The sequence below is a fragment of the Brevundimonas sp. Root1423 genome, assembly GCF_001426805.1.
This window is the reverse complement of the sequence record NZ_LMFL01000023.1, coordinates 648582-670800: the sequence shown is the minus strand read 5'-3', so window position 1 is coordinate 670800 and position 22219 is coordinate 648582. Positions and strand designations below refer to the sequence as shown.

Below are 22219 nucleotides of genomic sequence, written 5' to 3'. Positions count from 1 at the left end.
CGGCGAAGCTGAAACCTTTTCAGCCCGGTCCGCGCTTTGGGGGCTCCTCCCCACAGTAAAGGCCGATCGCCATGAGCAGCCCCAACCATCACGACATCCACGTTCTCAACAGCCTGATCGAGACCACGATCGACAGCGCAGACGGCTATCGCGAAGCCGCGAAGGAAACCGACAAGCCCGGCTTCCGCACTATGTTCGAGGCCCGCAGCTTCGAACGCCAGCAGGTTACGGCCGACCTTCAGGGCGCCGTCCGCACCCTCGGCGGCGAGCCCGAGGACGATGGCACCATCCTCGCCAAGGCCCACCGCGCCTTCCTCGACGTCAAACACGCCCTGCTGCGCGACGAGCAGGCCGTGGTGAACTCGGTCGAGAACGGCGAGGACTTCATCAAGGCGAAGTTCGAGGGCGCGCTCGAGGACTCGGCCGTCTCGGCCACCACCCGCGAGACCATCCGCCGCGCCTACACGACGGTGAAGGACGGCCACGATCAGATGCGCGACCTCAAGCACAGCCTCGAGGGCCAGAAGGACGCGGACGGCCGGCTGTTCCCGAACTGATCCATCGTTTGCCCGATGTGAAAAAGGCCCCGGCGGAAACGCCGGGGCCTTTCCTGTTTCGACGCGTCGGACCTAGAAGGCGACGCGCATCACCAGCTGGTAGACCGGGCCGGCGGTTTCGGTTTCGATTTCGTATTCGTCGTAGTCGCGGGCGATCTGGTCGGCCTGGTCGGCGAACTTGTCGAACACCTCGTCCTTGGAGCTGTCCAGCAGGTTGGAGCCCGTCAGGCGGATCACCGTATTGGAGAACAGCCGCTTCTCGAGGAAGACCTCCAGGTCCGCGCCGTAGCGGGTTTCGGTCTCTTCGGCCCAGACGCGGCTGAAGGCGTCGCCCTGTTTGCGGTAGCTGGCTCCGAAGGCGGCGCCCCACGTCGGGATGTCATGGGTGAAGCCGAGGTTCACCACATAGTCCGACTGGCTGTTGAAACGGCGCTCGCCCAGGGCGTCCTCGACATTGCTGTCCAGCCACGACGCGTTCAGGAACACGCCGGTGGTTTCCATGCCCATGAAATCCAGTGGCGTGGAGAGGTCGAACTCGATCCCGTAGACCTGACCCTCGCCGACGTTGTCGATCGACTCGACGAAGGTGCCTGCGCCGCCGCTGCCCTGTTCGGCGAGGGTGATGTCCTCGATCAGGTCGGTGACATCGCGGTAGAAGGCGTTGAGCCCGACCACGCCGCGCCGGCCGATGCGGTGCTCGATGCCGATGTCCGCGCCCCAGGCCGATTCAGGCTGCAGGTCGGGATTGCCGCGGAAGTCGTTGTCCCCCCGCTCTTCCTCCAGCGTGGCCGGCGACAGGGCGTCGAAATTCGGGCGGCGCACGGTGCGCGCGACCGAAACGGTCAGGCGGTCGCTCTCCGTCAGATCAACGCGCAGGCTCGCCGACGGCAGCAGGAAGCCGTAGTCGTTTTCGGTCGTTTCCATGACCACCGGATCGCCCGCCTCGTTCGTATTGCCGGTGACGGTCGTATCGGTCGTCTCATAGCGCAGGCCGGCTTCCCACTTCATCGCGCCGCGCTCGCCCGAGAACATAACGTAGGGATCGATGCGGGTTTCCTCGATCGTGGCGATGCCACCGATTCCGGCCACCGACGGGCCGAAGGCCGGGACGGGCGGGCGCGGAGCCGGCGCGTTCGGCACGTTGAAGCGGATGCGCGTGGTGTCCGTGATCAGGCTGTCGCGGTCCTTCTGGTTCCACTGGACGCCGAACTCCATCGCCACGCCGTCCGACAGGTCGCGTTCGTGCTGGATCGCGCCGGAGATTTCTTCATCGGTGATGTCGGTCGTGGTCGAGTCGAGGGTGTAGCGGTCCTCGTCCGGGAAGATGACCGCGTCGCGCAGGTATTCGGACTCGCCCTCGAACTCGTACTGGCTGTCGTCGATGGAGGCGTAGCCCAGCTTGAACACCGTCTCGCCGCCGAACATGTCATGCTCGTAGCGGGCGCCCAGCGACAGGTTGTCGGTGCGGATGTCCAGATCGTTGTCGTTGACGATGCTCAGATGGGCGGCGTCCTCGATGCCGTCTTCGTATTCCAGAGAATCCTCGTCCTGATAGCGGTCCGTACGCACGAAGGCGCCCGACAGGCGCAGATCGCCGCCGCCGACCTCGACGTCATACGACGCGTTGGCCGAATAGTCCGTGCCGTCGCGCACGTCGGTCTGGACCTCGGTGTTCTGGATCGTGCCGCCCGGCTCGTCGTAGCGGACGCTGTACTTGTCCTTGGGATTGCGCCGGTCCTGGACATTGGCGCCGATCAGCAGACGGCCCGGCCCGGCCTGACCGCCCCAGACGGCCCCGTAGGTCCCGCCCCACTGGCCGTATTCGCTGTCTTCCCAGTGCAGGGCCCCCAGACGCACATAGCCGCCGTCCAGCGACAGGGCGTCGCGCAGGACGATGTTGATCGCGCCGGCGATCGCGTCGCCCGACCGGTTGGCCGAGGAGGAACGGACCACCTCGATACGCTCGATCAGTTCGGCGGGAATGCGGTCGACGAAGAACGAACGGTCGACGCCGGCGCCGGGCACGCGCTCGCCGTTGATCAGGATCTGGGTGTAGCCGGGATCGAGGCCCCGCAGGCGGACGCCGTCCGATTCCAGCACGTCCGACAGGAAGGTCACGCTGGGAACGCGCTTCAGGGCGTCGCCCACCGTCAGCGGCTCGAAACGCTGGAAATACTCCCGATCGTAGGACAGCGTAGGCGCGACGTCGTCGGTGCGGTTGCGCATCGCCGGTTCGCCGGTGACGATCACCTCTTCCAGCGAGGTCACCGGTCCCTGCGGGTCGGCGTTGGGCCCGGATTGAGCGAGGGCCGGCATGGCGAAGGCGAGCGGCGCGATGGCTGCGCCGAGCAGAAGCATGGTCTTCATCGGAAATCCCCGTTGACCCGCGCGCCCCCCGAGGACGCCGGTTTCGGGGCCCCGAGCTAGGGCCGGGCGGCAACGTCAGCGCGACAGTTCCACAAAGCCGGCTTTGCAGTTCGCTGACGCATGAATGACCGTTGGTTCGTCGCCGGATCGCCTTTCATCACCGTGTCGCCGAACCGTCATCGATGCGGCGTTGACCCTCCGCCGGGTGCATGGTCAGGCCGGGCATTCGCCGGAAAGGACGCTTTCATGACACTCCGCCCGCTGATGGCCGCCGCCGCCTGCGCCGCACTCCTGACCGCCTGCGCGACGACCGAAGTCGACTACCAGGGCGAGGGCGAGGGCTTCGTCGGCGAAGGCGTCGCGGTCCAGGCGCGTCTGGAGACCCCGTCGGTCGGAACGGGCGGCGGAGAGGATGCGGCTGACGATCCTGCCGTATGGGCCTCGGCCGTCCCGGTGACGGTGAACGGTCACGCCAGCCCGGGCTTCGTCGCCGGCACGGACAAGAAGGCCGGCCTCTATATCTACGGCTTCGCGGGAGAGGTGCTTCAGTTCCTGCCCGAGGGTCTGTTGAACAATGTCGACGCGACCGAGGGCCTGAGCATTAACGGCCGGCCCCACGTCGTGCTCGGCGCCAGCGACCGCACTCTGGGCCGTACGGGCATATCGCTTTATGCCTTCGATCCCGCCGGAACCGGGACCAATGGCGTGCGGGCGTGGGGCTATATTCCCACCGACGTGGTCGAGCCCTACGGCTTCTGCTTCGCGCGCCGCGGCGGCGAAGTCCACGCCATCCTCGTCGGCCATGAGGGCGAGCTTCGGCAGTATGTCCTGACCGCCGACGCCGCCGGTCGTCCGTCCGCCCGCGAGGTCCGCCGCGGGGCCATCGGCACCATTTCCGAAGGCTGCGCCGCCGACGAGGCGACCGACGCCCTCTACATCACCGAGGAGAACGTCGGCCTGTGGCGCTACGGCCTGGACCCGGCGTCCGGCGACCGCCGCACCCTTGTCCAGCCGGTCGCGCCCGGCCGGCTGGTCGCCGACGCGGAGGGCCTGACCATCCTCGCCGACGGCGCCGCCCGCTATCTGATCGCCTCCAGCCAGGGCGACTCTACCTTCCCGGTCTGGCGCATCGATGGCGCGACGCCCGTCTGGGTGGGCAGGTTCAAGGCGATTGAGGGAACGGTCGACGGCGTTACCGGCACCGACGGCCTCGCCGCCCTGGGCGGCGTGGTGGGCCCGTTCCCCGAAGGCGTTGTCGTGGTTCAGGACGACGTCAACGACGTCGGAACCCAGAATTTCAAATACATCGACTGGCGCGACGTGAAGGCGGCGCTGGGTCTGTAAGGCTCAGCCGCGCAGCTCGCGCTCGACGTCCTCGGCCCGGTCCCCGACCTTGCCGACGGCGGCTCGCAGTCGCGCCTCGCTGACGCCGAATTTCTCACTCCAGTCGCGGACCTCATAGGCCTCGGAAAGGTTGATGCGTGCGCGGTCCTGACCGCCGCTCCGGTTCCTGTCGTCGCTCATGCGAAAGCCTCCAAACAGATAGATTCCGGCCATCGCATAGACGGGAACGCGGGGGTCTTCGTCGGGGATGGCCATGCTCGCCTAACGGCGACGCACGAGCGAGGTTCTGTCGAACTGGCGACACAGCGGTCGACCGTCGCCTACCTCAGCGACGCCCGCCGCTGCTGGGCCGCATAGCATTCGCACGACCACTGCTGCAGCAGCGCCCGGTCGATGATCTGGATATTGCTCCGGCTGTACCGGATCGCCCCCGCGCGCTTCAGGTTGGCCGCGGCGACGCTGACAGTGGTCCGCTGCGCCCCGAGCATCTCAGCGAGATCCTCATGACTCAGCCGCATTGTCTCCGCCCCGGTCCGGTCGTCGATCATCAGCAGCCAGCGCGCCAGCCGTGACTGGGCGTCATGGGCGATGTTGCACGCCGCCGTCTGGGCTCCCTCGGCCTGGTTGTCGTGGGTCACGGCCAGAAGAACGCGCATGAGATCGGGACTGGCCCATGCCTGTTGCCGGAACGGGTCCGCCGGCAGCCGCACGATGCGGCCGGGCGTCTGCACCCTGACCTCCCAGGCGCAGGCGGAATGGGCCAGGAACGCCGCCAGTCCCGAGACGCCGAACCTGCCAACGGCGGACGTCTCGATCGCGCCGCCATTCGAGAACAGCACCCGGTTCGACAGGTCTGCGGTGAGGGGAAAATGGACCTCGGTCACGGCCTCACCCTGACGGATCAACACCTCGTCCCGGCGCGCATCGGACACGGTCATCCGGCCCGCGAGGGCGGCGAAGTCGGCTTCACTGAACGCGGCCAGAACCCGGTTTTCAGCGACGTCGGAGCGTTGGATCAGAGCCATTTCAGCCTTTCACGGCGTCACGATCGGCCAAACCGGGCCGGGCCTTCCCGTCTGCGTCCAGCAATCGGATCGTTGAGACATCCGCTTCTTCCGGTGACATTACCAGTGGCTCGCTCGGCGGGTTTTCCACTCGAACTTCGCCGATCTCCGCTTCCGGCTTCAGAAGCCCCTTGTCGACACCATCGCTGCAATCTGTCTGGTCCATGTCACTAGTCGCCCTTGCTGTGCCGTGGCGCAAAGGTCTTGGCGAGCCCGGTTGTTCCCGTGTCAATGACTGGTTCGACGCCGCGCCATCTCTCGCGGCGCCATCGCGCGCCAGTTTCAGCCGCAGATGACCCGCCTCGAACACCTCGATGCGGGTAAACGGTCCGCCCAGAAGGAGGCGTAGCTCGGCCAGGTCCCGCGCCTCGACCAGATCCACGGCGGTCACGGCCTCGTCCTCGGGCTGGGTCGAGATGCCGTCATGCAGGTGGAAGACGTAGGCCGGCACGTCGAGATCAAGCCTCCGGTCGGAAGGGCTAACGCCGACGAACGGCCACGGTAGCGAGATCGATAACAGGGTTGGGCCGCAGCATTTGTCGCGGACCGGACACAGGAACCCCGTTCCGCAACGGCGGTTGATCTCCCGTCAGCCCGGGGAGAGCTGCGCGTCATGCCCCTGTACCAGTTCAACTATCTGTCCCGCCCTGGCGCCTGCGAAATCGTCGACGCCGAGGGCCCTGACGACGCCGAGGATCTGGCCCGCCGTCGCCTGTTGTTCAGCGACCCCGGTTTCACCATCGCCATCCTGTCAGAGGGCGTCGAACTGACCCGCATTACCCAGCGCCCGACCACGAAAAAGGCCCCGGCGTTGCCGCCGGAGCCTTCATCATTCTGGCAGCTGTAAAGCGGCTTATGCTTCGGTGTCGGCGGCCGTTTCGGCCTTGCCGGTTTCCGGCACCACCACGCCCTTGACCGGACGCACGGTCTGCTTCTCGGCGATACGGGCCGATTTGCCGCGACGGTCACGCAGGTAATACAGCTTGGCGCGCCGCACGACGCCGCGACGCTTCACCTCGATGGCGTCGATGTTCGGCGACATCAGCGGGAAGACGCGCTCGACGCCCTCGCCGAAGCTGATCTTGCGCACGGTGAAATTCTCGTTGATCCCGCCGCCGGCGCGGGCGATGCAGACGCCCTCGAAAGCCTGGATGCGTTCGCGCTCGCCTTCCTTGATCTTGACCATGACGCGCAGCGTGTCGCCCGGCTGGAAGTCGGGGATCGCGCGCTTGTCGACCAGGCGGGCTTTTTCTTCGGCTTCGATCGTCTGAAGGATGTTCATTCTATTCTCCTCGGGCTTTTGCGCCCTTTAGCTGTGATTTGGCGGGCTCGGGTCCCGCATTGGTCTTGTCCAGATACGCCGTCCAGAGGTCTGGCCGCCGCTCCCGGGTCGTCTCTCGCCGCTGCTCTTCGCGCCATTGTGCGACCTTCTTGTGGTCGCCCGACAAAAGAACCCCGGGTATCTCCAGCCCCTCGAACGTCCGCGGTCGCGTGTACTGCGGATGCTCCAGAAGACCGTCCTCGAAGCTTTCCGAACTCAGGCTTTCGGCCTGACCCAGCACTCCGGGGATCAATCGAAGCCTCGCCGCCGGCGAGAACCGCGTCTCCGACGGAGACCTCCTCGAACCCGCGCGCGTCCAGCACGCGCTGATCCACCCCCTCGAAACGGCCGCAGAGAACGGTAATCCCGTCCGCCTTCGCCCATTCCTTGACGCGCGCCTGGGTCAGGGGCCGACCCCGGGCGCTCATGTACAAAAGCGGCCGTTGCGGTCCGGAAACGCTATCCAGCGCCCTCGCCACCACGTCCGCCTTGAGCACGGCTCCCGGACCGCCACCCGCGGGGGTGTCGTCCAGGAAGCCGCGCGTATCTGTGGAAAAGGCCCGAATGTCAACCGTTTCAAGGCTCCAGAGCCCGCGCTCGCGCCACGCCGTGCCGATCAGCGACACGCCGAGCGGCCCCGGAAACGCCTCGGGGAACATGGTCAGGACGGTGGCGGTAAACGGCATGGCGGCTTCCTAGCACACCTGCCCGGCGGCCCAACCTGACGACCAGGCCCACTGGAAATTGTAGCCGCCCAGCCAGCCGGTCACATCGGCCGCCTCGCCGATGACGTAGAGGCCCGGGACCTCCTTCGCCTCCATGGTCTGTTGGTCCAGCTGGTCCGTCGCGATCCCGCCCAAAGTCACCTCGGCGGTCCGGTACCCTTCCGACCCCACCGGTTTGACGGTCCAGCCGTTCACCGCCGCGTCCAGACGGCGCAGGGTCTTGTCCCCGACCTCGGCCAGTTTCCCCTTCACGCCTTCGCGCTCGCAGATGCTCTCGGCCAGCCGCCGCGGCACCACATGCCCCAGCGCCGTGTGCACCATCTGCTTGCCGTTCTCCTCCTTCGCCGCCTTCAGCCGCGCCCAGACGTCCTCGCCCGGGGCCATGGCCACGGTGATCGCCTCGCCCTCGCGCCAGTAGCTGCTGATCTGCAGGATCGCCGGCCCCGACAGCCCCCGGTGCGTGAACAACATCGCCTCCGCGAACGACGTCCCCCCGCCCTTCACCACCGCATCCACCGCCACCCCCGCCAGCGGCGTCAGCTGCTCCAGCAGACCCGCCTCGAACGTCAGCGGCACCAGCGCCGGCCGCGTCTCTGTCACCCTCAGCCCGAACCCCCTCGCGGCGTCATAGGCCCAGCCCGTCGCCCCCATCTTGGGGATCGACTTGCCCCCGGTCGCCAGCACCAGCGACCGCGCCTTCACCACCGACCCGTCCGACAGCGCCGTCTCATACCCCTCGCCGTCGCGCCCGATCCGCTCCACCGACGTCCCCAGCGACAGCACCACGCCCGCCGCCCGCATGTCGTCGGTCAGCATGCGGATGATCTGTTTCGCCGAGTCGTCGCAGAACAACTGCCCCAGCGTCTTCTCGTGCCAGGCGATCCCCGCCTGATCCACCCGCTTCACAAAGTCATGCTGCGTGAACCGCTTCAGCGCCGAGGTCGCGAACCGCGGGTTCTCGCCGAGGAAATTCCCCGGCCCGGTCCCCAGGTTGGTGAAGTTGCACCGCCCCCCGCCCGAGATGCGGATCTTCTCCCCCGGCGCCCGCGCATGGTCCAGCACCCGCACGTTGCGCCCGCGCCGCCCCGCCTCTATGGCGCACATCATCCCGGCCGCGCCGGCGCCGACGATCAGGACATCCACGGTCTGGGGCTTCATGCCCGCGCCTTAGCATGGGCCGCGAAAAAAACAGTCTCATCAGTCTCATGAGTCTCATCCGCCCGCCCGTTCGCCCCTCCGCTCAGGGCATCGGGCGGGCGTCCGGATCAGTATGGCGCCGCCGCGAACCAGGGCGCGCAGAAGGCCGCAAATCCAGTGGCGGCGTGGAAAATCGGGTTACAGGAATATTTTTCGCTGGCGCCCGGAATTGCGGGGTCCGTCGGGGAAAAGGCCGACCCCGCCCTTCCACCCGTCATCCTCGGGCCTGTCCCGAGGACCCATTCCTCCGCCGCAGGGTTGATCGGAACCTCGCAGATCATTGCGGTGCGCCATCGTTTCGGCCGTTCGAGGCTGCTGAACGATGGGTCCTCGGGACAAGCCCGAGGATGACGGGATCGGGGTGGGGCCGGGCCCGGACTTCTGGACCCCCCACCCTCCACACAAAAAAGAACAAACCGGCAACATTCCCGTTGCGAGTCCCCCGCCACAATGCTTTCCCTCTCCCCGGGTCGGTCTTCACATCCCTCCAGCCAGAGAGCCCCAGCCATGACGCCCGAAGACCCGACCACCCGCCTCCTCGCCGTCCTCCAGGGCCTCGACCTGACCAGCGCCGACGGCCGCGCCGGCATCGGCAGCCTCCTGTCCGAGATCGAGCGCCTCTCCCCCGGCTCCGTCCTGCAACAGGCGGCGCGGATCGAGCTGCGGGCGCTGGGGTGGTCGGGGTCGCGCGACCGGTCCGTTCCGGACCTGCATGGGGCAAGCGGGGATGTGGCGACGACGTGAGAGGCTGCCGTCGATCAGATCAAGGTTCCGTGCTCTATCGAATAGAGATCTCGGATTTGCTGCCGGAAGATTGTCTGTCCGCCATAGCTCGGGTGACGAACGCTGACCGACGAACGCTCACTAGAATGACGTTTCGCGACTTCAGAAGCGTCGTTGCCCACGGCCACAATGCGGGATGGTTGTAGGACGTCGATAAGGTAACTGAGGATTTCTTCGCCGACCTTCCGCTCCTTGCGACTGTGCTGCCGGTTCGAGAATGGCTCGTCGTCGTCGTGCGGATGCAGCGGGAAAACGTTCCATAGGAATACGTTTTCGGGAATGGCGTCGAGCAGTTCCCAAACAATAGAAGCCGTTCGCTCGGCTACGGGAGGACCCGCTGTTGGTCGCTTCGAAGCAACCTCCCAACGTGAGAGATGGCGATTGAAATGCACGTCGTCAGTCAGGGCAAGGCCGGTCCGACGCCCCCCCCGATAACCCAGATCACGCCCAATCCAGATCGCATCCACACTGCGCTCTTCGGCTCGCTGGATCACATCCGACAGCATGTTTGCGCGAACCATCGGCGCATCCGGGAGGTCGTGGACGGAACAGCAATCTGCGTAGGGATTGAAGCAATTTTGCAGGCGGGTGGTTTGAAGGGCGGCAACGAACTCATGCATCGGAAGGCGACCAATCCAAAGGCTGATACTCGATAGATCTGGTTGTCCGATTTCCGACGACCCAGCCGCCGTCGTTTACCTTTAGCTCTCGGAATACGCGATAGCCCTCCAAGATTGCCTTTTCCCAGAGCTTCAGTGGGCAGGCTTGGACCTCATACCCTTGAACGAATTCTCCAATCGTCTTGGTCAGGCCCAAGGAAACGCGCGTTTGCCCTTCAAAAAAATTTAGCTCCTTCGCTCGACTAAACAGCCAGGCTGAGACGCCCTCTTCGACCACGATCGCGCGCCCGCTATCCTGATTTTCGTCGACTAACGGATCGCTTTTCCGTTTGTGACGGATGATCGCGCGCATCACCGGTGACCAGTGCAAGATCGCGGCGTTGGCGAAATGAAAGACGTCGTGGAATCTATAGCCGTCATTATCGACGATATTGTCCGTCAACGGATCACCAATGAAGACGCCGTTCCATTGCAGATAACTGCGAGAGCCGTGTCGCTGGCTAACCCGGATAGCAAATTCACGAGGAAGCTGTTCTTCAACCCGGAAAGATGCGTCGAAATCTGGAAGCGTGGCCTCGTCTGGCTCCAAAAATGCACCCCTAGTTTTCGTAACATTCGCTGTCGCTACCCGAGCGAAACTCAATTTCGCTATGCCAATGCATTGCAAATAGGCGCGGGCGAATTGCACCACCGCATCTCTGCTGGGAGTATCCGACATCAGCGAGCCAGCGGTGCCGGCGAGGTCGAAAAGAGCGCTGTCAAAATGACGGCTGGATGATGCTGCGCGAACATCGGCGAAGCCGCCCCCGCTCAAATCGCTCGCTACACCAATAGGTGTGAACCCATCTCCGCCAGATGCTTCCCTCAAAACATCTTCTAATAGAAGCCCCATCCTTCGGCACAGCGCCGCAAGATACCAAAGCGCGTCTCCAAATTCTTCTTCGGCGGCTTTCAGGTATCCGGGAAAAGCAGGCCCCTCACGAACAAGCTTTTTCGCCGCCGACATGATCCCGCCAACCTCGCCAAAAAGGCCCTGCAGCACTGGCGGGAGGTCGGCGGCAAGAATGTCTGTCGGTTCAACTAGGGAGCTATAATCCGAGATGGAAACCGAACCAGGTAACATCATGGGCGGCCCCTTAGTGTCAGCCACTCATGCGGCATTCCTTGGAGGCCCATGCCACCAAGGCTCTTCACCCAATCATCTAGGCGGTCGACGAGGTTGGCGTCGTCAAATCGCGATTGCCCGATGCCATGCTTGGCCAAGGAGCGCCCGCTCTCATCAACGAGGTCATTCGGAATAACCGGACCCTCTCCGCCGAAGTATACATAGTGATCGCTGACCAGCACGCGGTTCACGCCTGTGTCCCGGTCGACGTGTTCAGCGCTCAACGTGCCATCAGCCCGGGAATGAAAGGAGTCCCGTTGCTGCCAAGGCGAATCGAGCGTTTCTCGAAAGTAGATGTTGTCGCCGCAACTTTGCTTTCTACTTCCGTATCGGTACGGCTTCTTTTTCTCGAACCGCGGATCGGCGTTGTAGTCGTCAAATGTCAGGGTGTCGGTCACGCGCATTGCGTGAACCAAGTGTCCGCCTAGGTTGACCGTCCGGTCGGCGCTGCCGCTGCCTACGATCCAATCACCGATAGCTGCGCTTTTCCTGATCGCAGGTTTGCAGGTTGCTAGTGTGCACCAACCGTAGAACGGGTTGGGTGCGAATCCGCTGTCATATCGGACAACGTACGAATGGATCGAGGGCATCAGCAGGGATGACGCTTCAACGGAACAGGTTCGCAGGGACCACCGTCGGGCTTCTCCCAAACGTCTTTGCCGTTGATCGCATCTACGACAGACGCGCCGTTCCAGCCCACAACAGCATCGGCGTGTTCATGTAGAGCTGAGGGCAGATCACAATCGCGCTCCCCGTGCTCCCACACACCGACGATGCGCTTGTCCATTTTGGCCGCGTACTCGATCTCCCAGTTGACCCAATCGCTGTTCTTGGTGTTGGGAGAAACGTAGACGAGTAGAACTCCGGCCCAGTTGATGGCGGGCCCGAGAATGCCGCTCTTGATATAGTTTGGGTCGCTGGCGTTGTTGAACTTTCCAGTATGGATCGAAGAGTCGCGCACCTCCATACCTTGCCCAGCGAGCAGGGATTTTAGTTTTCCCAGTCCCGCATCGTCCTCGTGGACGTGACTAATGAAAACGTTGCGCTTGTCCGCCATGCTCGCCCCGCAGTTTAACCGCCCTGAGATTCGCGCTTAAGCTTAGCAGATTAACCCGCCTGTGTCGCCTTTCGGATGAGCGTTACAGCGCGCCCGATCAACTCAGAGTGAGATGCGTCCGCATTTGCCAAGGCCTTCAGGTCTTCGTTGGAGGGCCGCTGGGCAGCTTTCCCTCTCGAAGGAATGTCCGAGCCGATTAACTCGTCAAAAATCTTCGCGGCGGCTCCACCAGTCGCACCGATAGGCAACAGATATGCGCCGGCGGCTTTAGCAAGGCGATATTCTTCTCGAACGCCCTCCGCGATCGTTGCTCGTCCATCAGAAAACTTCACGCCGCCGATGAACACGGCAACACCGGCCAGACGAGCGAGCTCTTTTCGAAGAGCTGTCCATTTTTGGCGATCTGGCTGATCCTCTCCCGGAGGCTGAGGGAAAGGCCTAGTGATTAGACGGCGATCAAGGTCCCAACCTCCTGATTCCTGGAGGGCTTCAAGGAAACCGGTTAGGGCTGCGGAGCCGACCACTAGTCCCAGACCGTGGATCAGTTTCAGCCCAGAGCGGCCCATCGCTTCGCCGATACCGCGCGCAACGGCGTAGGCCTTCGACCCATCGTCGCCGAAATTTTCAACAGGCCAGCTACCGCTGATCCAAACGCGCTGTCGTGCAACCTGACGTTCGAGGGCATTCAGAAGGTTCGGAATGTCCGCGTAGTCGTCTACCTCGACGGCGGTAAGACCATATCGTCTAAGATCGCGTGCCCAAAGCTCATGCTGCCGTAGCCTGCTTGCGAATTCGGCTGTGTCGTCAAAATCGGAAGCTTGAGGCGGTTTGACTAATGCGAAGTGATCCGGCGGGTTGTCCGAAAAACTCTCTCTGATCAGCGCCAACACGTGTTTGACGTTTGGGTCCGTAAGGCTCATCCCGACGAACAGCATCGACATGCTGGTCATTTGAGCCTGAAGCAGAGGCAAAAACGGACCTCGGCTTTTTCGAAACAATTCATAGTCGTCAGTCGAAATCACAACGTCAGCCAGTTGGTCGACGGTTCCGTGCATCTTGAAAATACGAGCAGCCCCTGGTGACGCCCGGGTCGACAGGTCGGCAGCAGAGGAAATGACATCGTAGGGGCGGCTGATTTCATCGAACGAGCGCTCGATGAGCTTGTCGTAGTTGGTCGTCCAATAAGAACGTGTGGGAAGCCGCGCCAAGATACGGTTCGTTGCAGTCAGGGGGCGATTGGGCCCGATTTCACGTCGAATTACGTCTCGAACCCGATTCCGGCTCCCCGACTCTTGAATGCTCCATTGGGCGAGCGCGGCCAAATCCTGAATGTCTTTGGACCGAACGCTCAGCTCTTCGCCTATATCCGCAAGTAAGTCTCGCCAACTGGGATATCCCGCCGCTTGCGACACACCAGCACCCACAAACAGGGCAGCCTGATCGTCGCCGAGCGCGGCGGCGTACTCAGAAAGGAATCGTTTCTCGCCTGCACTAGCCAACTTTTCGCCCCCCTCAGTGCGCCTCGTCCCAGTTCCCCGCCGCCCGCGCATCCACCACCAGCGGCACGGTCAGCGCCACGGCCGGTTCCGCCGCGCCCTCCATGGTCCGCTTGATCACCGCGATGGCGCGTTCGGCCTCGGCTTCGGGGGCCTCGAAGACCAGTTCGTCGTGGACCTGCAGCAGCATCCGGGTTGATAGCCCGGCCTCGGCAAGGGCGCCCGGCATGCGGATCATGGCGCGGCGGATGATGTCGGCCGCGGCGCCCTGGATGGGGGCGTTGATGGCGGCGCGTTCGCCGAACTGGCGCTCGGCCCCCGACTTTGAGTGGATGGCGGGAATGTGGATGCGGCGGCCGAAGACGGTCGAGACCATGCCCGCGCGGATGCCGGGGAAGCGCTCGAAATAGGTCTTGATGTAGGCCCCGGCCTCGCCCTGGTCGATGTTCAGCTGGTTGGCCAGGCCGAAGGCCGAGATGCCGTAGACGATGCCGAAATTGATCGCCTTGGCGCGGCGGCGGGTCTCGGGGTCCATCTGGTCGACGGGGACGCCGAACATCTCCGAGGCCGTGGCGGTGTGGATGTCGATGCCGGCGGCGAAGGCGCGCTTCAGCTCGGGGATGTCGCCGATGTGGGCCAGCAGGCGCAGTTCGATCTGGCTGTAGTCGGCGCTGATCAGGACATGGCCGGGGGGTGCGGATCGGGATGTTCTGCAGATTGGGGTCGCTGCTGGCCAGGCGGCCGGTGGTGGCGGCGGCCAGCTGGTAGCTGGTGTGGACGCGGTCGGTGGCCTTGTCGGCGGCCTCGATCAGGGCGTCGGTGTAGGTGCCCTTGAGTTTGGACAGCTGCCGCCAGTCCAGCAGGACGCGCGGCAGGTCGTGGGTCAGGGCCAGGGTTTCGAGGGTGGCGGCGCCGGTTTCCCACTGGCCCGAGGCGGTCTTCTTGCCGCCGGTCAGGTTCATCTCGCCGAACAGGATGTCGCCGATCTGTCTGGGGCTGCCGATGTTGAACGGGCGGCCGGCCATCTGGTGGGCCTGGGCCTCCAGCTCGGCCATGCGCATGCCGAACTCGGATGAGAGGCGTTTGAGGCGGTCGGGGTCGACGCGGATGCCGGCCCGCTCCATGTCGGCCAGCACCGCGGGCATGCCGCGCTCCAGCGTCTCATAGACGGTGGTCAGCTTCTCCTCGGCCAAGCGCGGCTTGAGAATACGCCACAGGCGCAGGGTCACGTCGGCGTCTTCGGCGGCGTAGCAGGTGGCCGGTTTCAGCTCGACGTGTTTGAAGGATTTCTGGGCCTTGCCGGTCCCGGCCACCTTCTTGAACGGGATCGGGTCGTGGCCGAGGTGCAGCCGCGCCAGCTCGTCCATCCCGTGACCGTGCAGTCCGCCTTCCAGCACGTAGGAGATCAGCATGGTGTCGTCGATCGGGGCGATGCGGATGCCCCGCTGCGCCATCACCGCGATATCGTACTTGCCGTTCTGCATCACCTTGAGAACGCCGGGGTTCTCCAGCAGCACCTTGAGGCGGGCGAGGGCGGTGGGTTTGTCGATCTGGTTCAGGGGTTCGCGCTGCTCCTGCTCCCCCCCGAAATCCAGCCCGCCCGCATTGGCCGCCGGCTCATGCTCATGCGTCAGCGGCACATAGCAGGCCTCGTTCGGCCCGATGGCGAGCGACACACCGCACAGCCCGGCGTGGGTGGCGCTGAGCGCGTCCGTTTCCGTGTCGAAGCCGACGACCCCGGCCTCGGTCGCCTTTGCGATCCAGACGTCCAGTTCCTCGAGGGTCTGGATGCAGTGATAGCCCTCGACGTCGATCTTCTGCGGTTCCGCCGGGCCGGTCGCGACCTGGCCGTAGCGGGGCGTGGCGACAGGGGCGCTGGGGACTTTCGGGCGGACGACGAAGGCGGTGCCGTCCTTGGCCGGGGCCTTGCCGTCGCCGACGCGGTTGCGAAGGCTGCGGAACTCCATCCGGTCGAGGAACTCGCCCAGCTTTTCCGGGTCGGGGTGGCGGACCACGAAGTCGTCGATCGGCTCGGGCGCCGGGGCGTCGCAGGTCAGGCGCACCAGCTCGCGGCTGAGCAGGATCTGGTCGCGGAAATTGATCAGGGTCTCGCGGCGTTTCGGCTGTTTGATCTCGCCGGCGCGTTCGAGGAGGGTGTCGAGGTCGCCGTATTCGTCCAGCAGCTGGGCGGCGGTCTTGGGGCCGATGCCGGGGGCGCCCGGGACGTTGTCGACGCTGTCGCCGATCAGGGCCTGAAGGTCGACCATCTTCTCGGGCAGGACGCCGAACTTCTCCATGACGGCGTCTTCTTCCAGCCGTCGGTCCTTCATCGGATCCCACATGACGACGCCGCCGCCGATAAGCTGCATCAGGTCCTTGTCGGAGGAGACGATCACCGCCTCGCCGCCCGCATCCCGCGCCTTGCAGGCGTAGGTGGCGATCAGGTCGTCGGCCTCGTAGCCGGGCAGCTCCAGACAGGCGACGCCGAAGGCGGCGGTTGCCTCACGCACCAGCGGGAATTGCGGGATCAGGTCCTCGGGCGGAGCCGAGCGGTTGGCCTTGTACTGGTCGTACAGGTCGTTGCGGAAGGTCTTCTCGGAGTGGTCGAAGATGGCCACCAGATGGGTGGGGCCGTCAGCGCCCTTCATGTCCTGCAGCAGCTTCCACAGCATGTTGCAGTAGCCCTGGATCGCGCCCACCGGCAGGCCGTCGGACTTGCGCGTCAGGGGCGGCAGGGCGTGGTAGGCGCGGAAGATGTAGGCCGAGGCGTCGATCATCCACAGCCGCAGGGCGGGGCCGTCCTGGGTGAGCGGGCGGTCTGTGGTTTCGGGCGCTGTATCGGTCATGCGGCGAACATAGGCGGGCGACGCGCGCCCGTCACCGCCGCCGCATCAGGATTCGGCGGTCAGCTGACCCAGGTCGCCTGGCATTCGCTTACGGTCCAGCCGGCGAAGCCGGATCGGACGCGGCATTCCGAGCCCTGGCCGGCCAGGCGTCCGTGCATGATCCCGACCTTGATCAGTGCGCCCTGACCGTCATAGCGAGGCTGCTCAAAACTGACCCAGCGTCGGCCGCCGTCAGGCCCGTTCCGGTCATAGGGGGTAAAGGCGAGACCGTAGCGGCTCCAGTTGCACCTCGGCTCGTAGTCGCCGAGGAAGCGGACCGGCGGCGGCGGATTGTCGGGGCCGAACCGGAAATGCTCCTTCGCCACCGCAGCGATGACGGCGCAGTCGTTGCCGTTGTCGGCGATCGGACCCGGCGGCGAGGGCAGGGGCTCCATCGACGTGGCGCAGGCGGTCAGCAGGGCGGCGGCGGTCAGGGCGGGAACGAATCGCATGCGGGCTCCTGTCAGGAACGAAGGCCGGTGATGGTGCGGTTGGGTGCGATATCCTCGGCCGAAGTGATCAGGTGAACGAGGGCGGGGCGGCCTGCGTTCCGGGCGGCTTCAAGCGCGGCGGGGAAGTCCTCCGTCCGTTCGCAGCGCACGCCGAAGGCGCCGAACGCCTCGGCGTATTTGACGAAGTCGGGGTTCTTCAGGTCCGTGGCGATGGTCCGCTGGGCGCCCGGATAGTGGGTCTCCTGGTGCATGCGGATGGTGCCGTAGGTTCCGTTGTCGACGACGACGACGACGACGTTGATCCCGTACTGGACTGCGGTGGCGATCTCCTGCCCGGTCATCAGGTAGTCGCCGTCCCCGGCGATGCAGATGACGTCGTGTTCCGGATGGACGCTCTTGGCGGCGATGGCTGCGGGGTAGCCGTAGCCCATGGCGCCCGAGGTCGGGGCCAACTGGGTGCGGCAGGCGCGGTGGCGATAGAAGCGGTGCAGCCAGGCGGCGAAATTGCCCGCGCCGTTTGTGACGATGGCGGTCGGCGGCAGGATCTCGCCGAGATGGGCCATGCACTCGCTCATGTTCACGTCGCCCGTCACCGGCACGGGGGTCGAGAAGGCCTGATAGTCGGCGTGGGCGGCGGCGGCCTCGTCATGCCAGGTCCGGCCCGGATCGGTCGCCGCGAGGGCGAGGGCGGCCAGAGAATTGTCCGCAGCCGCGCTGAGCAGCGGGGTCCATACGCGGCCCAGTTCCTCGGGGCCCGGGTGAATGTGGATCAGCGCATCCGCCGTCCGCGCGCGGTCGAACAGGGTGTAGCCCTGCGTCGGGTTCTCCCCCAGCCGGGCCCCGATGGCGATGATCAGGTCGGCGGCTTTTGCTCGCGCCGTCAGCTTCGGATTGCAGCCGAGGCCGAGATCGCCGGCGTAGTTGGAGCGGTCGTTGGACAGCAGGTCCTTGCGCCGGAACGACAGGCTGACCGGCAGGCCGATCCGCTCGGCCCAGTCGCCGATGGCGGCGGCGGCCGCGACGGTCCAGCCTGAGCCGCCCAGCACCAGCAGGGGGCGTTCGGCCTTCGCCAGTTTCGCGCGCACCTGTTCGACGAAGGCGGGGTCGAGCGCCGCCTTCGCGGGCGTCACGGGCCGGATCGGGGCCGGGCCGCCGTCCTCGTGCAGGATATCCTCGGGCAGGGCGATGACCACGGGGCCCATCCGGCCCTGAAGCGCGGTGGCGAAGGCGCGCTCGACGACTTCGACGGTGCGTTCGGGGCTTTCGATCTCGGTCGCCCATTTGGCCAGTCCGCCGAAGACCTCGCGGTAGTCGACCTCCTGGAAGGCGCCGCGGCCGCGGTCAGTCAGGGCGATCTGGCCGACGAACAGGATCATCGGCGTGGAGTCCTGATGCGCCGTATGCACGCCGATCGAGGCGTGGGTCGCGCCCGGTCCGCGCGTGACCATGCAGACGCCGGGCCTGCCGGTCAGCTTGCCGTAGGCCTCGGCCATATTGGCGGCGCCCGCCTCATGCCGGCAGGCGATGACCTGAATCCTTTCGCGCACGTCGGCCAGCGCATCCAGCACGGCCAGATAGCTTTCGCCGGGCACGCAGAAGACGCGGTCGATCCCGTTCATGACGAGGGTTTCGACGAGGCGGCGGGCGGCGGTGTTCGCGGGCTGGGTCATGTCCTGCGGTTAGCAGATCGACCCCCGGCCTGGCTATGCAACCCGGCGGCCACGCCCGCGTTTACGGTGAAGGTTCACACTGCCCCCGAGGAAGACCCATGAAAAAGATCGTCGCCCTGACCCTCGTCGCCGCCGCGCTGGCCGTCTCGGCCTGCAACACCGTCGCCGGCGCCGGTCGTGACGTTTCGGCCACCGGCCGCGCCGTCACCGCGACAGCGGAAGACGCCAAGAACTAAGGCTTTCGCCACCCGTCGAATGAAGGGCCCGCCGGTCTCCGGCGGGCCTTTTCACATCAGTAGACGACTCCGGTCAGATACAGGCCGTTCGACGGCGCCACCGGCCCGCAGGCCGCGCGGTCACGCGCCGCCAGCGCCGTGGCCACATCCTCCACGGCCCAACGGCCCTGACCCACTTCCGCCAGGGTGCCGGTCATCGAGCGAACCTGCCGATGCAGGAAGCTGCGCGCCTCGAACACCAGATGCACCTCCTCGCCGCTGCGGGTCACGCGGGCGACGTCCAGCGTCTTCTCCGGCGACTTCGACTGGCAGTTCACATCGCGGAAAGTGGTGAAGTCGTGCAGCCCGACCAGCGACTGCGCCGCGGCGTGCATGGCGTCTGCGTCCAGTGGTTTGCGGATATGCCAGACCCGGCCCTGATCCAGCGCCGGCGGCCCGGACCGGCTGAGGATGCGGTAATGATAGCGCCGCCCCGTCGCCGAGAAACGGGCGTGCCACTCATCATCCACCGGCTCGCAGTCCAGCACCGATACCGCCTCGCCGACCAGATGGGCGTTCATGGCGTTCATGACGGTGCGCGCGGGCCAGGCCTTGTCCAGATCGAAGCTGATGACCTGACCGGTGGCGTGAACCCCGGTGTCCGTTCGGCCGGCGGCCGCGATCCGCACCGTCTGGCCGCAGAAGGCGGTGATCGCTGTCTCGATGGCGCCCTGCACAGTAGGCTGTTCCGGCTGGGCCTGAAAGCCGTTGTAGCCCGAGCCGTCGTATTCAAGCGTCAGCCGGTAGCGGGGCATCAGGCCAGCCGGGTTCCGGCGGGCAGGGGAAAGCCGCGCAGCATTTCATCTGGCGTCTGGGCCGCCTTGCCGGCCCGCTGCACCCGCAACAGCCTTACCACGCCGTCGCCCGTGGCGATCCGCAGGTCGCCGTCCAGCACCTCGCCCGGCGCGCCGGATCCGCGCAGCGACAGCCGCGACATCAGCGCCTTGATCCGCACGGGACCCTCCGTGCTCTCCACTTCGAACCACGCGCCGGGGAAGGGCGACAGGCCGCGGATGTGGGCGTCGATTTCGGCGGCCGGGCGGGTCCAGTCGATGCGCGCCTCGGCCGGTGTGATCTTCTTCGCATAGGTGGGATCGCCGGCCTGTTCGGTCCCCTCGACCTGACCGCGCTCGATGGCGGCGAGGGCCCGGGGCCACAGGCTGGCGCCGGTGTGCGACATGCGTTCGGACAGGGTCGCCGCTGTGTCGTCAGGGCGGATGTCCAGCACCTCGGACAGCAGGATGGCGCCCTCGTCCAGACCCTCGGACATGCGCATGATCTGGACGCCGGTCTGACGGTCGCCGGCCATGATCGCCCGCTGGATCGGCGCCGCACCTCGCCAGCGCGGCAGCAGGGAGCCGTGCAGGTTGAAGCACCCGAGGCGCGGCGCCTCCAGCACCTCGCGTTTCAGGATCTGGCCGTAGGCGACCACGCAGGCGGCGTCGACCTCAAGGCTGTGGAAGGTTTCGATCGCCTCGGCCGATTTCATCGACTCCGGGGTGAACACCGGCAGGCCCATGGTCTCGGCGAAGGCGTGGACCGGCGAGGGCGTCAGCTTCTGGCCGCGTCCCTTCGGCCGGGGCGGCTGCGAATATACCGCGGCGACCTCATGGCCCGAGGCGATGAGTTCGGCCAGCGACGGCACGGCGAAATCGGGGGTACCCATGAAGGCGAGGCGCATGGGACCGGCTTTAGAGGTTGGGGCCGCTTACTGCCAGCGGGTCGAGACGCCGCCGCCCTCGTCCCATTCGCCGCCCGCGTCCAGCGCGTCGTCGAAATCGAGCAGCCGATCCAGGATCACCCCGGCGATCACGCCCATGGCGGCGACGCCGATCAGGGTCGCGAGACTGGCCACCCCGACCTTTTCGTTGCGCGTCAGGCGACGACGGCCGGACGGATCGATGATGCGGTCGCGAGAGCGCTTGAGCCGGGCCATCAGGCGGCCAGCCTTGCGTTCTTCTTGACCTTGGCGACGGCGCGGTCGCGCTTCAGCCGGGACAGGTGGTCGATGAACAGCACGCCGTTCAGGTGATCCATCTCGTGCTGGATGCAGACGGCGTACAGGCCCTCGCACTCTTCCTCGACGGTCTCGCCCGTGTAGTTCAGGTAGCGGATGCGGGCCCGGGCCGGCCGTTCGACCGAGTCGAAATACTCGGGGATCGACAGGCAGCCTTCCTCGTAGGGAATGGTCTCGTCCGAGGTCCACAGGATTTCGGGATTGATGAAGAAGCGCGGGTTCTTGCGCTCCGCCTCCCACTTCGCCCGGTCCTCGTCGCTCATTTCGGAGGGGTCGACGTCACAGGCCGCGCCGTCCTTGTCGCCCAGGTCCATGACGATGACGCGGCGGGTGTCGCCGATCTGGACGGCGGCCAGGCCGATGCCGGGCGCGTCGTACATGGTCTCCAGCATGTCATCCATCAGACGGCGCAGGTCGTCGGTCACCGGCCCTTCGACGGGGGTGGAAACCTGTTTCAGCACGGCCAGGTCGGCGGCGTTGTCGATGGTGAGGATGCGGCGTACGGACATGCCCGCGAGATAGGCCGGGCAGGCCGAAAGATCAAGATTTCCGAGCGTCGCGCTAGGTTATGCGGACAGGTGCGGCAACGGGCGCGGCTTGCGGTCCTGATCGATGGCCACATAGGTGAAGACGCCCTCGGTCACCCGCACCGAGGAGGCCTGGCCCTGATCCCGGGGCCGTTTCCATGCCTCGACGTGCACCCCGATCGAGGTCCGCCCCACCTTCACGACCTTGGCGTAGAGCGAGACTTCATCGCCGACCGAGACGGGGCTGTGGAACACCATGGCGTCCAGGGCGATGGTCACGCACCGGCCCCGCGCCAGCTCGAAAGCGGGCGTCGCGCCGGCCAGATCCATCTGCGCCAGCAACCAGCCGCCAAAGATGTCGCCTTCGGGATTGGTGTCCGCCGGCATGGCGATAACCCGCCCGACGGGCTGGCCGATCGGCTGGGTCGGCAGGGCGTCGGTCACGGGGAGCTCCGGGCCTGAGGGCAGGAGAAAATGGCGCACCCGAGAGGATTCGAACCTCTGACCCCTGCCTTCGGAGGGCAGTACTCTATCCAGCTGAGCTACGGGTGCGTCGGCGGCGAAACGCCGGACGAAGGGCCTTACAGCAGGACCGCGCCGCCCTCAATCCCGAATGCGCGCGCCTGCGAACCAAAGCCGTTCGCGACGCTTTTCCGGTTCCGGCCCGACGCATCGTGATCTAGCGTGCGGCCGCTTC

The 22219-nt window shown here is 65.7% G+C and carries 23 protein-coding genes, 1 tRNA gene and 2 pseudogenes; 5 read left to right on the top strand and 21 right to left on the bottom strand.

The window, feature by feature from the left end; genetic code table 11:
• The first annotated feature begins 71 nt into the window (after positions 1-71).
• On the top strand, positions 72-557 hold the full coding sequence (locus ASD25_RS16600; protein WP_056619033.1) for a PA2169 family four-helix-bundle protein: 486 nt from the start codon (positions 72-74) through the stop codon (positions 555-557).
• 72 nt (positions 558-629) lie between these two features.
• On the opposite strand, the gene ASD25_RS16595 is transcribed toward ASD25_RS16600, so the two are convergent.
• Entirely contained in the window at positions 630-2924 is a 2295-nt protein-coding gene (locus ASD25_RS16595) for a TonB-dependent siderophore receptor (RefSeq protein WP_082572476.1), read from the bottom strand.
• A 246-nt stretch (positions 2925-3170) separates the two neighbouring features.
• Between ASD25_RS16595 and ASD25_RS16590 the strand changes: the two genes are divergently transcribed.
• A complete protein-coding gene (locus ASD25_RS16590; RefSeq protein ID WP_056619030.1) occupies positions 3171-4268 on the top strand; it encodes a phytase in 1098 nt (365 codons plus the stop codon).
• 3 nt (positions 4269-4271) lie between these two features.
• Here ASD25_RS16590 and ASD25_RS16585 read toward each other — a convergent pair whose 3' ends face one another.
• The 3 genes from ASD25_RS16585 to ASD25_RS16575 form a co-directional block, all read right to left on the bottom strand.
• The gene (locus tag ASD25_RS16585; RefSeq protein WP_082572504.1) at positions 4272-4448 is read right to left on the bottom strand and encodes a DUF3606 domain-containing protein; all 177 of its coding nucleotides are present in this window, start codon (positions 4446-4448) and stop codon (positions 4272-4274) included.
• A 140-nt stretch (positions 4449-4588) separates the two neighbouring features.
• On the bottom strand, positions 4589-5293 hold the full coding sequence (locus ASD25_RS16580) for a Crp/Fnr family transcriptional regulator (protein WP_056619025.1): 705 nt from the start codon (positions 5291-5293) through the stop codon (positions 4589-4591).
• 1 nt (position 5294) lies between these two features.
• Positions 5295-5783 carry a hypothetical protein gene (locus tag ASD25_RS16575; RefSeq protein ID WP_056619023.1) on the bottom strand — a complete coding sequence of 163 codons (489 nt, stop codon included), beginning with the start codon at positions 5781-5783 and terminating at the stop codon, positions 5295-5297.
• A 162-nt stretch (positions 5784-5945) separates the two neighbouring features.
• On the opposite strand from ASD25_RS16575, the gene ASD25_RS16570 reads away from it, so the two are divergent.
• Positions 5946-6179 carry a hypothetical protein gene (locus ASD25_RS16570; RefSeq protein WP_056619021.1) on the top strand — a complete coding sequence of 78 codons (234 nt, stop codon included), beginning with the start codon at positions 5946-5948 and terminating at the stop codon, positions 6177-6179.
• A gap of 6 nt (positions 6180-6185) precedes the next feature.
• Here the strand turns inward: ASD25_RS16570 and rplS are convergent, their stop codons facing one another.
• From rplS to ASD25_RS16555, 3 genes and pseudogenes are all read right to left on the bottom strand, one after another.
• Positions 6186-6614, bottom strand: a complete 429-nt coding sequence (gene rplS, locus ASD25_RS16565; protein ID WP_056619018.1) for a 50S ribosomal protein L19 — start codon at positions 6612-6614, stop codon at positions 6186-6188.
• 1 nt (position 6615) lies between these two features.
• Positions 6616-7339, bottom strand: a pseudogene (gene trmD, locus ASD25_RS16560) (tRNA (guanosine(37)-N1)-methyltransferase TrmD).
• 9 nt (positions 7340-7348) lie between these two features.
• Positions 7349-8536 (bottom strand): NAD(P)/FAD-dependent oxidoreductase, encoded by a 1188-nt coding sequence (locus ASD25_RS16555; RefSeq protein ID WP_056619016.1) that lies wholly within the window; start codon positions 8534-8536, stop codon positions 7349-7351.
• Between the two features lie 546 nt (positions 8537-9082).
• Between ASD25_RS16555 and ASD25_RS16550 the strand changes: the two genes are divergently transcribed.
• Complete coding sequence (locus ASD25_RS16550) at positions 9083-9319, top strand: hypothetical protein (RefSeq protein ID WP_056619014.1); 237 nt, start codon at positions 9083-9085, stop codon at positions 9317-9319.
• A 14-nt stretch (positions 9320-9333) separates the two neighbouring features.
• On the opposite strand, the gene ASD25_RS29550 is transcribed toward ASD25_RS16550, so the two are convergent.
• The 8 genes and pseudogenes from ASD25_RS29550 to ASD25_RS16520 form a co-directional block, all read right to left on the bottom strand.
• A complete protein-coding gene (locus tag ASD25_RS29550) occupies positions 9334-9978 on the bottom strand; it encodes a uracil-DNA glycosylase (protein WP_082572474.1) in 645 nt (214 codons plus the stop codon).
• Positions 9971-11128 (bottom strand): nucleoside triphosphate pyrophosphohydrolase family protein, encoded by a 1158-nt coding sequence (locus ASD25_RS16545; RefSeq protein WP_235562759.1) that lies wholly within the window; start codon positions 11126-11128, stop codon positions 9971-9973. The genes ASD25_RS29550 and ASD25_RS16545 overlap by 8 nt, the downstream gene beginning before the upstream one ends.
• On the bottom strand, positions 11101-11733 hold the full coding sequence (locus tag ASD25_RS16540; protein WP_056619007.1) for a hypothetical protein: 633 nt from the start codon (positions 11731-11733) through the stop codon (positions 11101-11103). The genes ASD25_RS16545 and ASD25_RS16540 overlap by 28 nt, the downstream gene beginning before the upstream one ends.
• Positions 11733-12200, bottom strand: a complete 468-nt coding sequence (locus ASD25_RS16535) for a TIR domain-containing protein (RefSeq protein ID WP_056619005.1) — start codon at positions 12198-12200, stop codon at positions 11733-11735. Before ASD25_RS16535 ends, ASD25_RS16540 begins: the two co-directional genes overlap by 1 nt.
• Before the next feature lie 50 nt (positions 12201-12250).
• Positions 12251-13408: an SIR2 family protein gene (locus ASD25_RS29545; protein ID WP_235562771.1), complete on the bottom strand. Its 1158-nt coding sequence runs from the start codon at positions 13406-13408 to the stop codon at positions 12251-12253.
• 304 nt (positions 13409-13712) lie between these two features.
• A pseudogene (gene polA / locus ASD25_RS16530) lies at positions 13713-16542 on the bottom strand (DNA polymerase I).
• Positions 16543-16601: 59 nt separating this feature from the next.
• On the bottom strand, positions 16602-17033 hold the full coding sequence (locus ASD25_RS16525) for a hypothetical protein (protein ID WP_056619002.1): 432 nt from the start codon (positions 17031-17033) through the stop codon (positions 16602-16604).
• A gap of 11 nt (positions 17034-17044) precedes the next feature.
• Complete coding sequence (locus tag ASD25_RS16520) at positions 17045-18703, bottom strand: thiamine pyrophosphate-dependent enzyme (protein ID WP_056618999.1); 1659 nt, start codon at positions 18701-18703, stop codon at positions 17045-17047.
• 98 nt (positions 18704-18801) lie between these two features.
• On the opposite strand from ASD25_RS16520, the gene ASD25_RS16515 reads away from it, so the two are divergent.
• The gene (locus tag ASD25_RS16515) at positions 18802-18939 is read left to right on the top strand and encodes an entericidin A/B family lipoprotein (protein WP_056618997.1); all 138 of its coding nucleotides are present in this window, start codon (positions 18802-18804) and stop codon (positions 18937-18939) included.
• 56 nt (positions 18940-18995) lie between these two features.
• On the opposite strand, the gene truA is transcribed toward ASD25_RS16515, so the two are convergent.
• The 6 genes from truA to ASD25_RS16485 form a co-directional block, all read right to left on the bottom strand.
• Positions 18996-19733, bottom strand: coding sequence for a tRNA pseudouridine(38-40) synthase TruA (gene truA, locus ASD25_RS16510; RefSeq protein ID WP_056618994.1), 738 nt, complete (start codon positions 19731-19733; stop codon positions 18996-18998).
• Complete coding sequence (gene fmt / locus ASD25_RS16505) at positions 19733-20659, bottom strand: methionyl-tRNA formyltransferase (protein ID WP_056618991.1); 927 nt, start codon at positions 20657-20659, stop codon at positions 19733-19735. Before fmt ends, truA begins: the two co-directional genes overlap by 1 nt.
• Positions 20660-20686: 27 nt before the next feature.
• Positions 20687-20914, bottom strand: a complete 228-nt coding sequence (locus tag ASD25_RS16500) for a hypothetical protein (RefSeq protein ID WP_056618988.1) — start codon at positions 20912-20914, stop codon at positions 20687-20689.
• Positions 20914-21504, bottom strand: coding sequence for a peptide deformylase (locus tag ASD25_RS16495; RefSeq protein WP_056618987.1), 591 nt, complete (start codon positions 21502-21504; stop codon positions 20914-20916). Before ASD25_RS16495 ends, ASD25_RS16500 begins: the two co-directional genes overlap by 1 nt.
• 57 nt (positions 21505-21561) lie before the next feature.
• The gene (locus ASD25_RS16490; RefSeq protein WP_056618984.1) at positions 21562-21966 is read right to left on the bottom strand and encodes an acyl-CoA thioesterase; all 405 of its coding nucleotides are present in this window, start codon (positions 21964-21966) and stop codon (positions 21562-21564) included.
• 31 nt (positions 21967-21997) lie between these two features.
• A tRNA-Arg gene (locus ASD25_RS16485) sits at positions 21998-22074 on the bottom strand.
• Positions 22075-22219 lie beyond the last annotated feature (145 nt).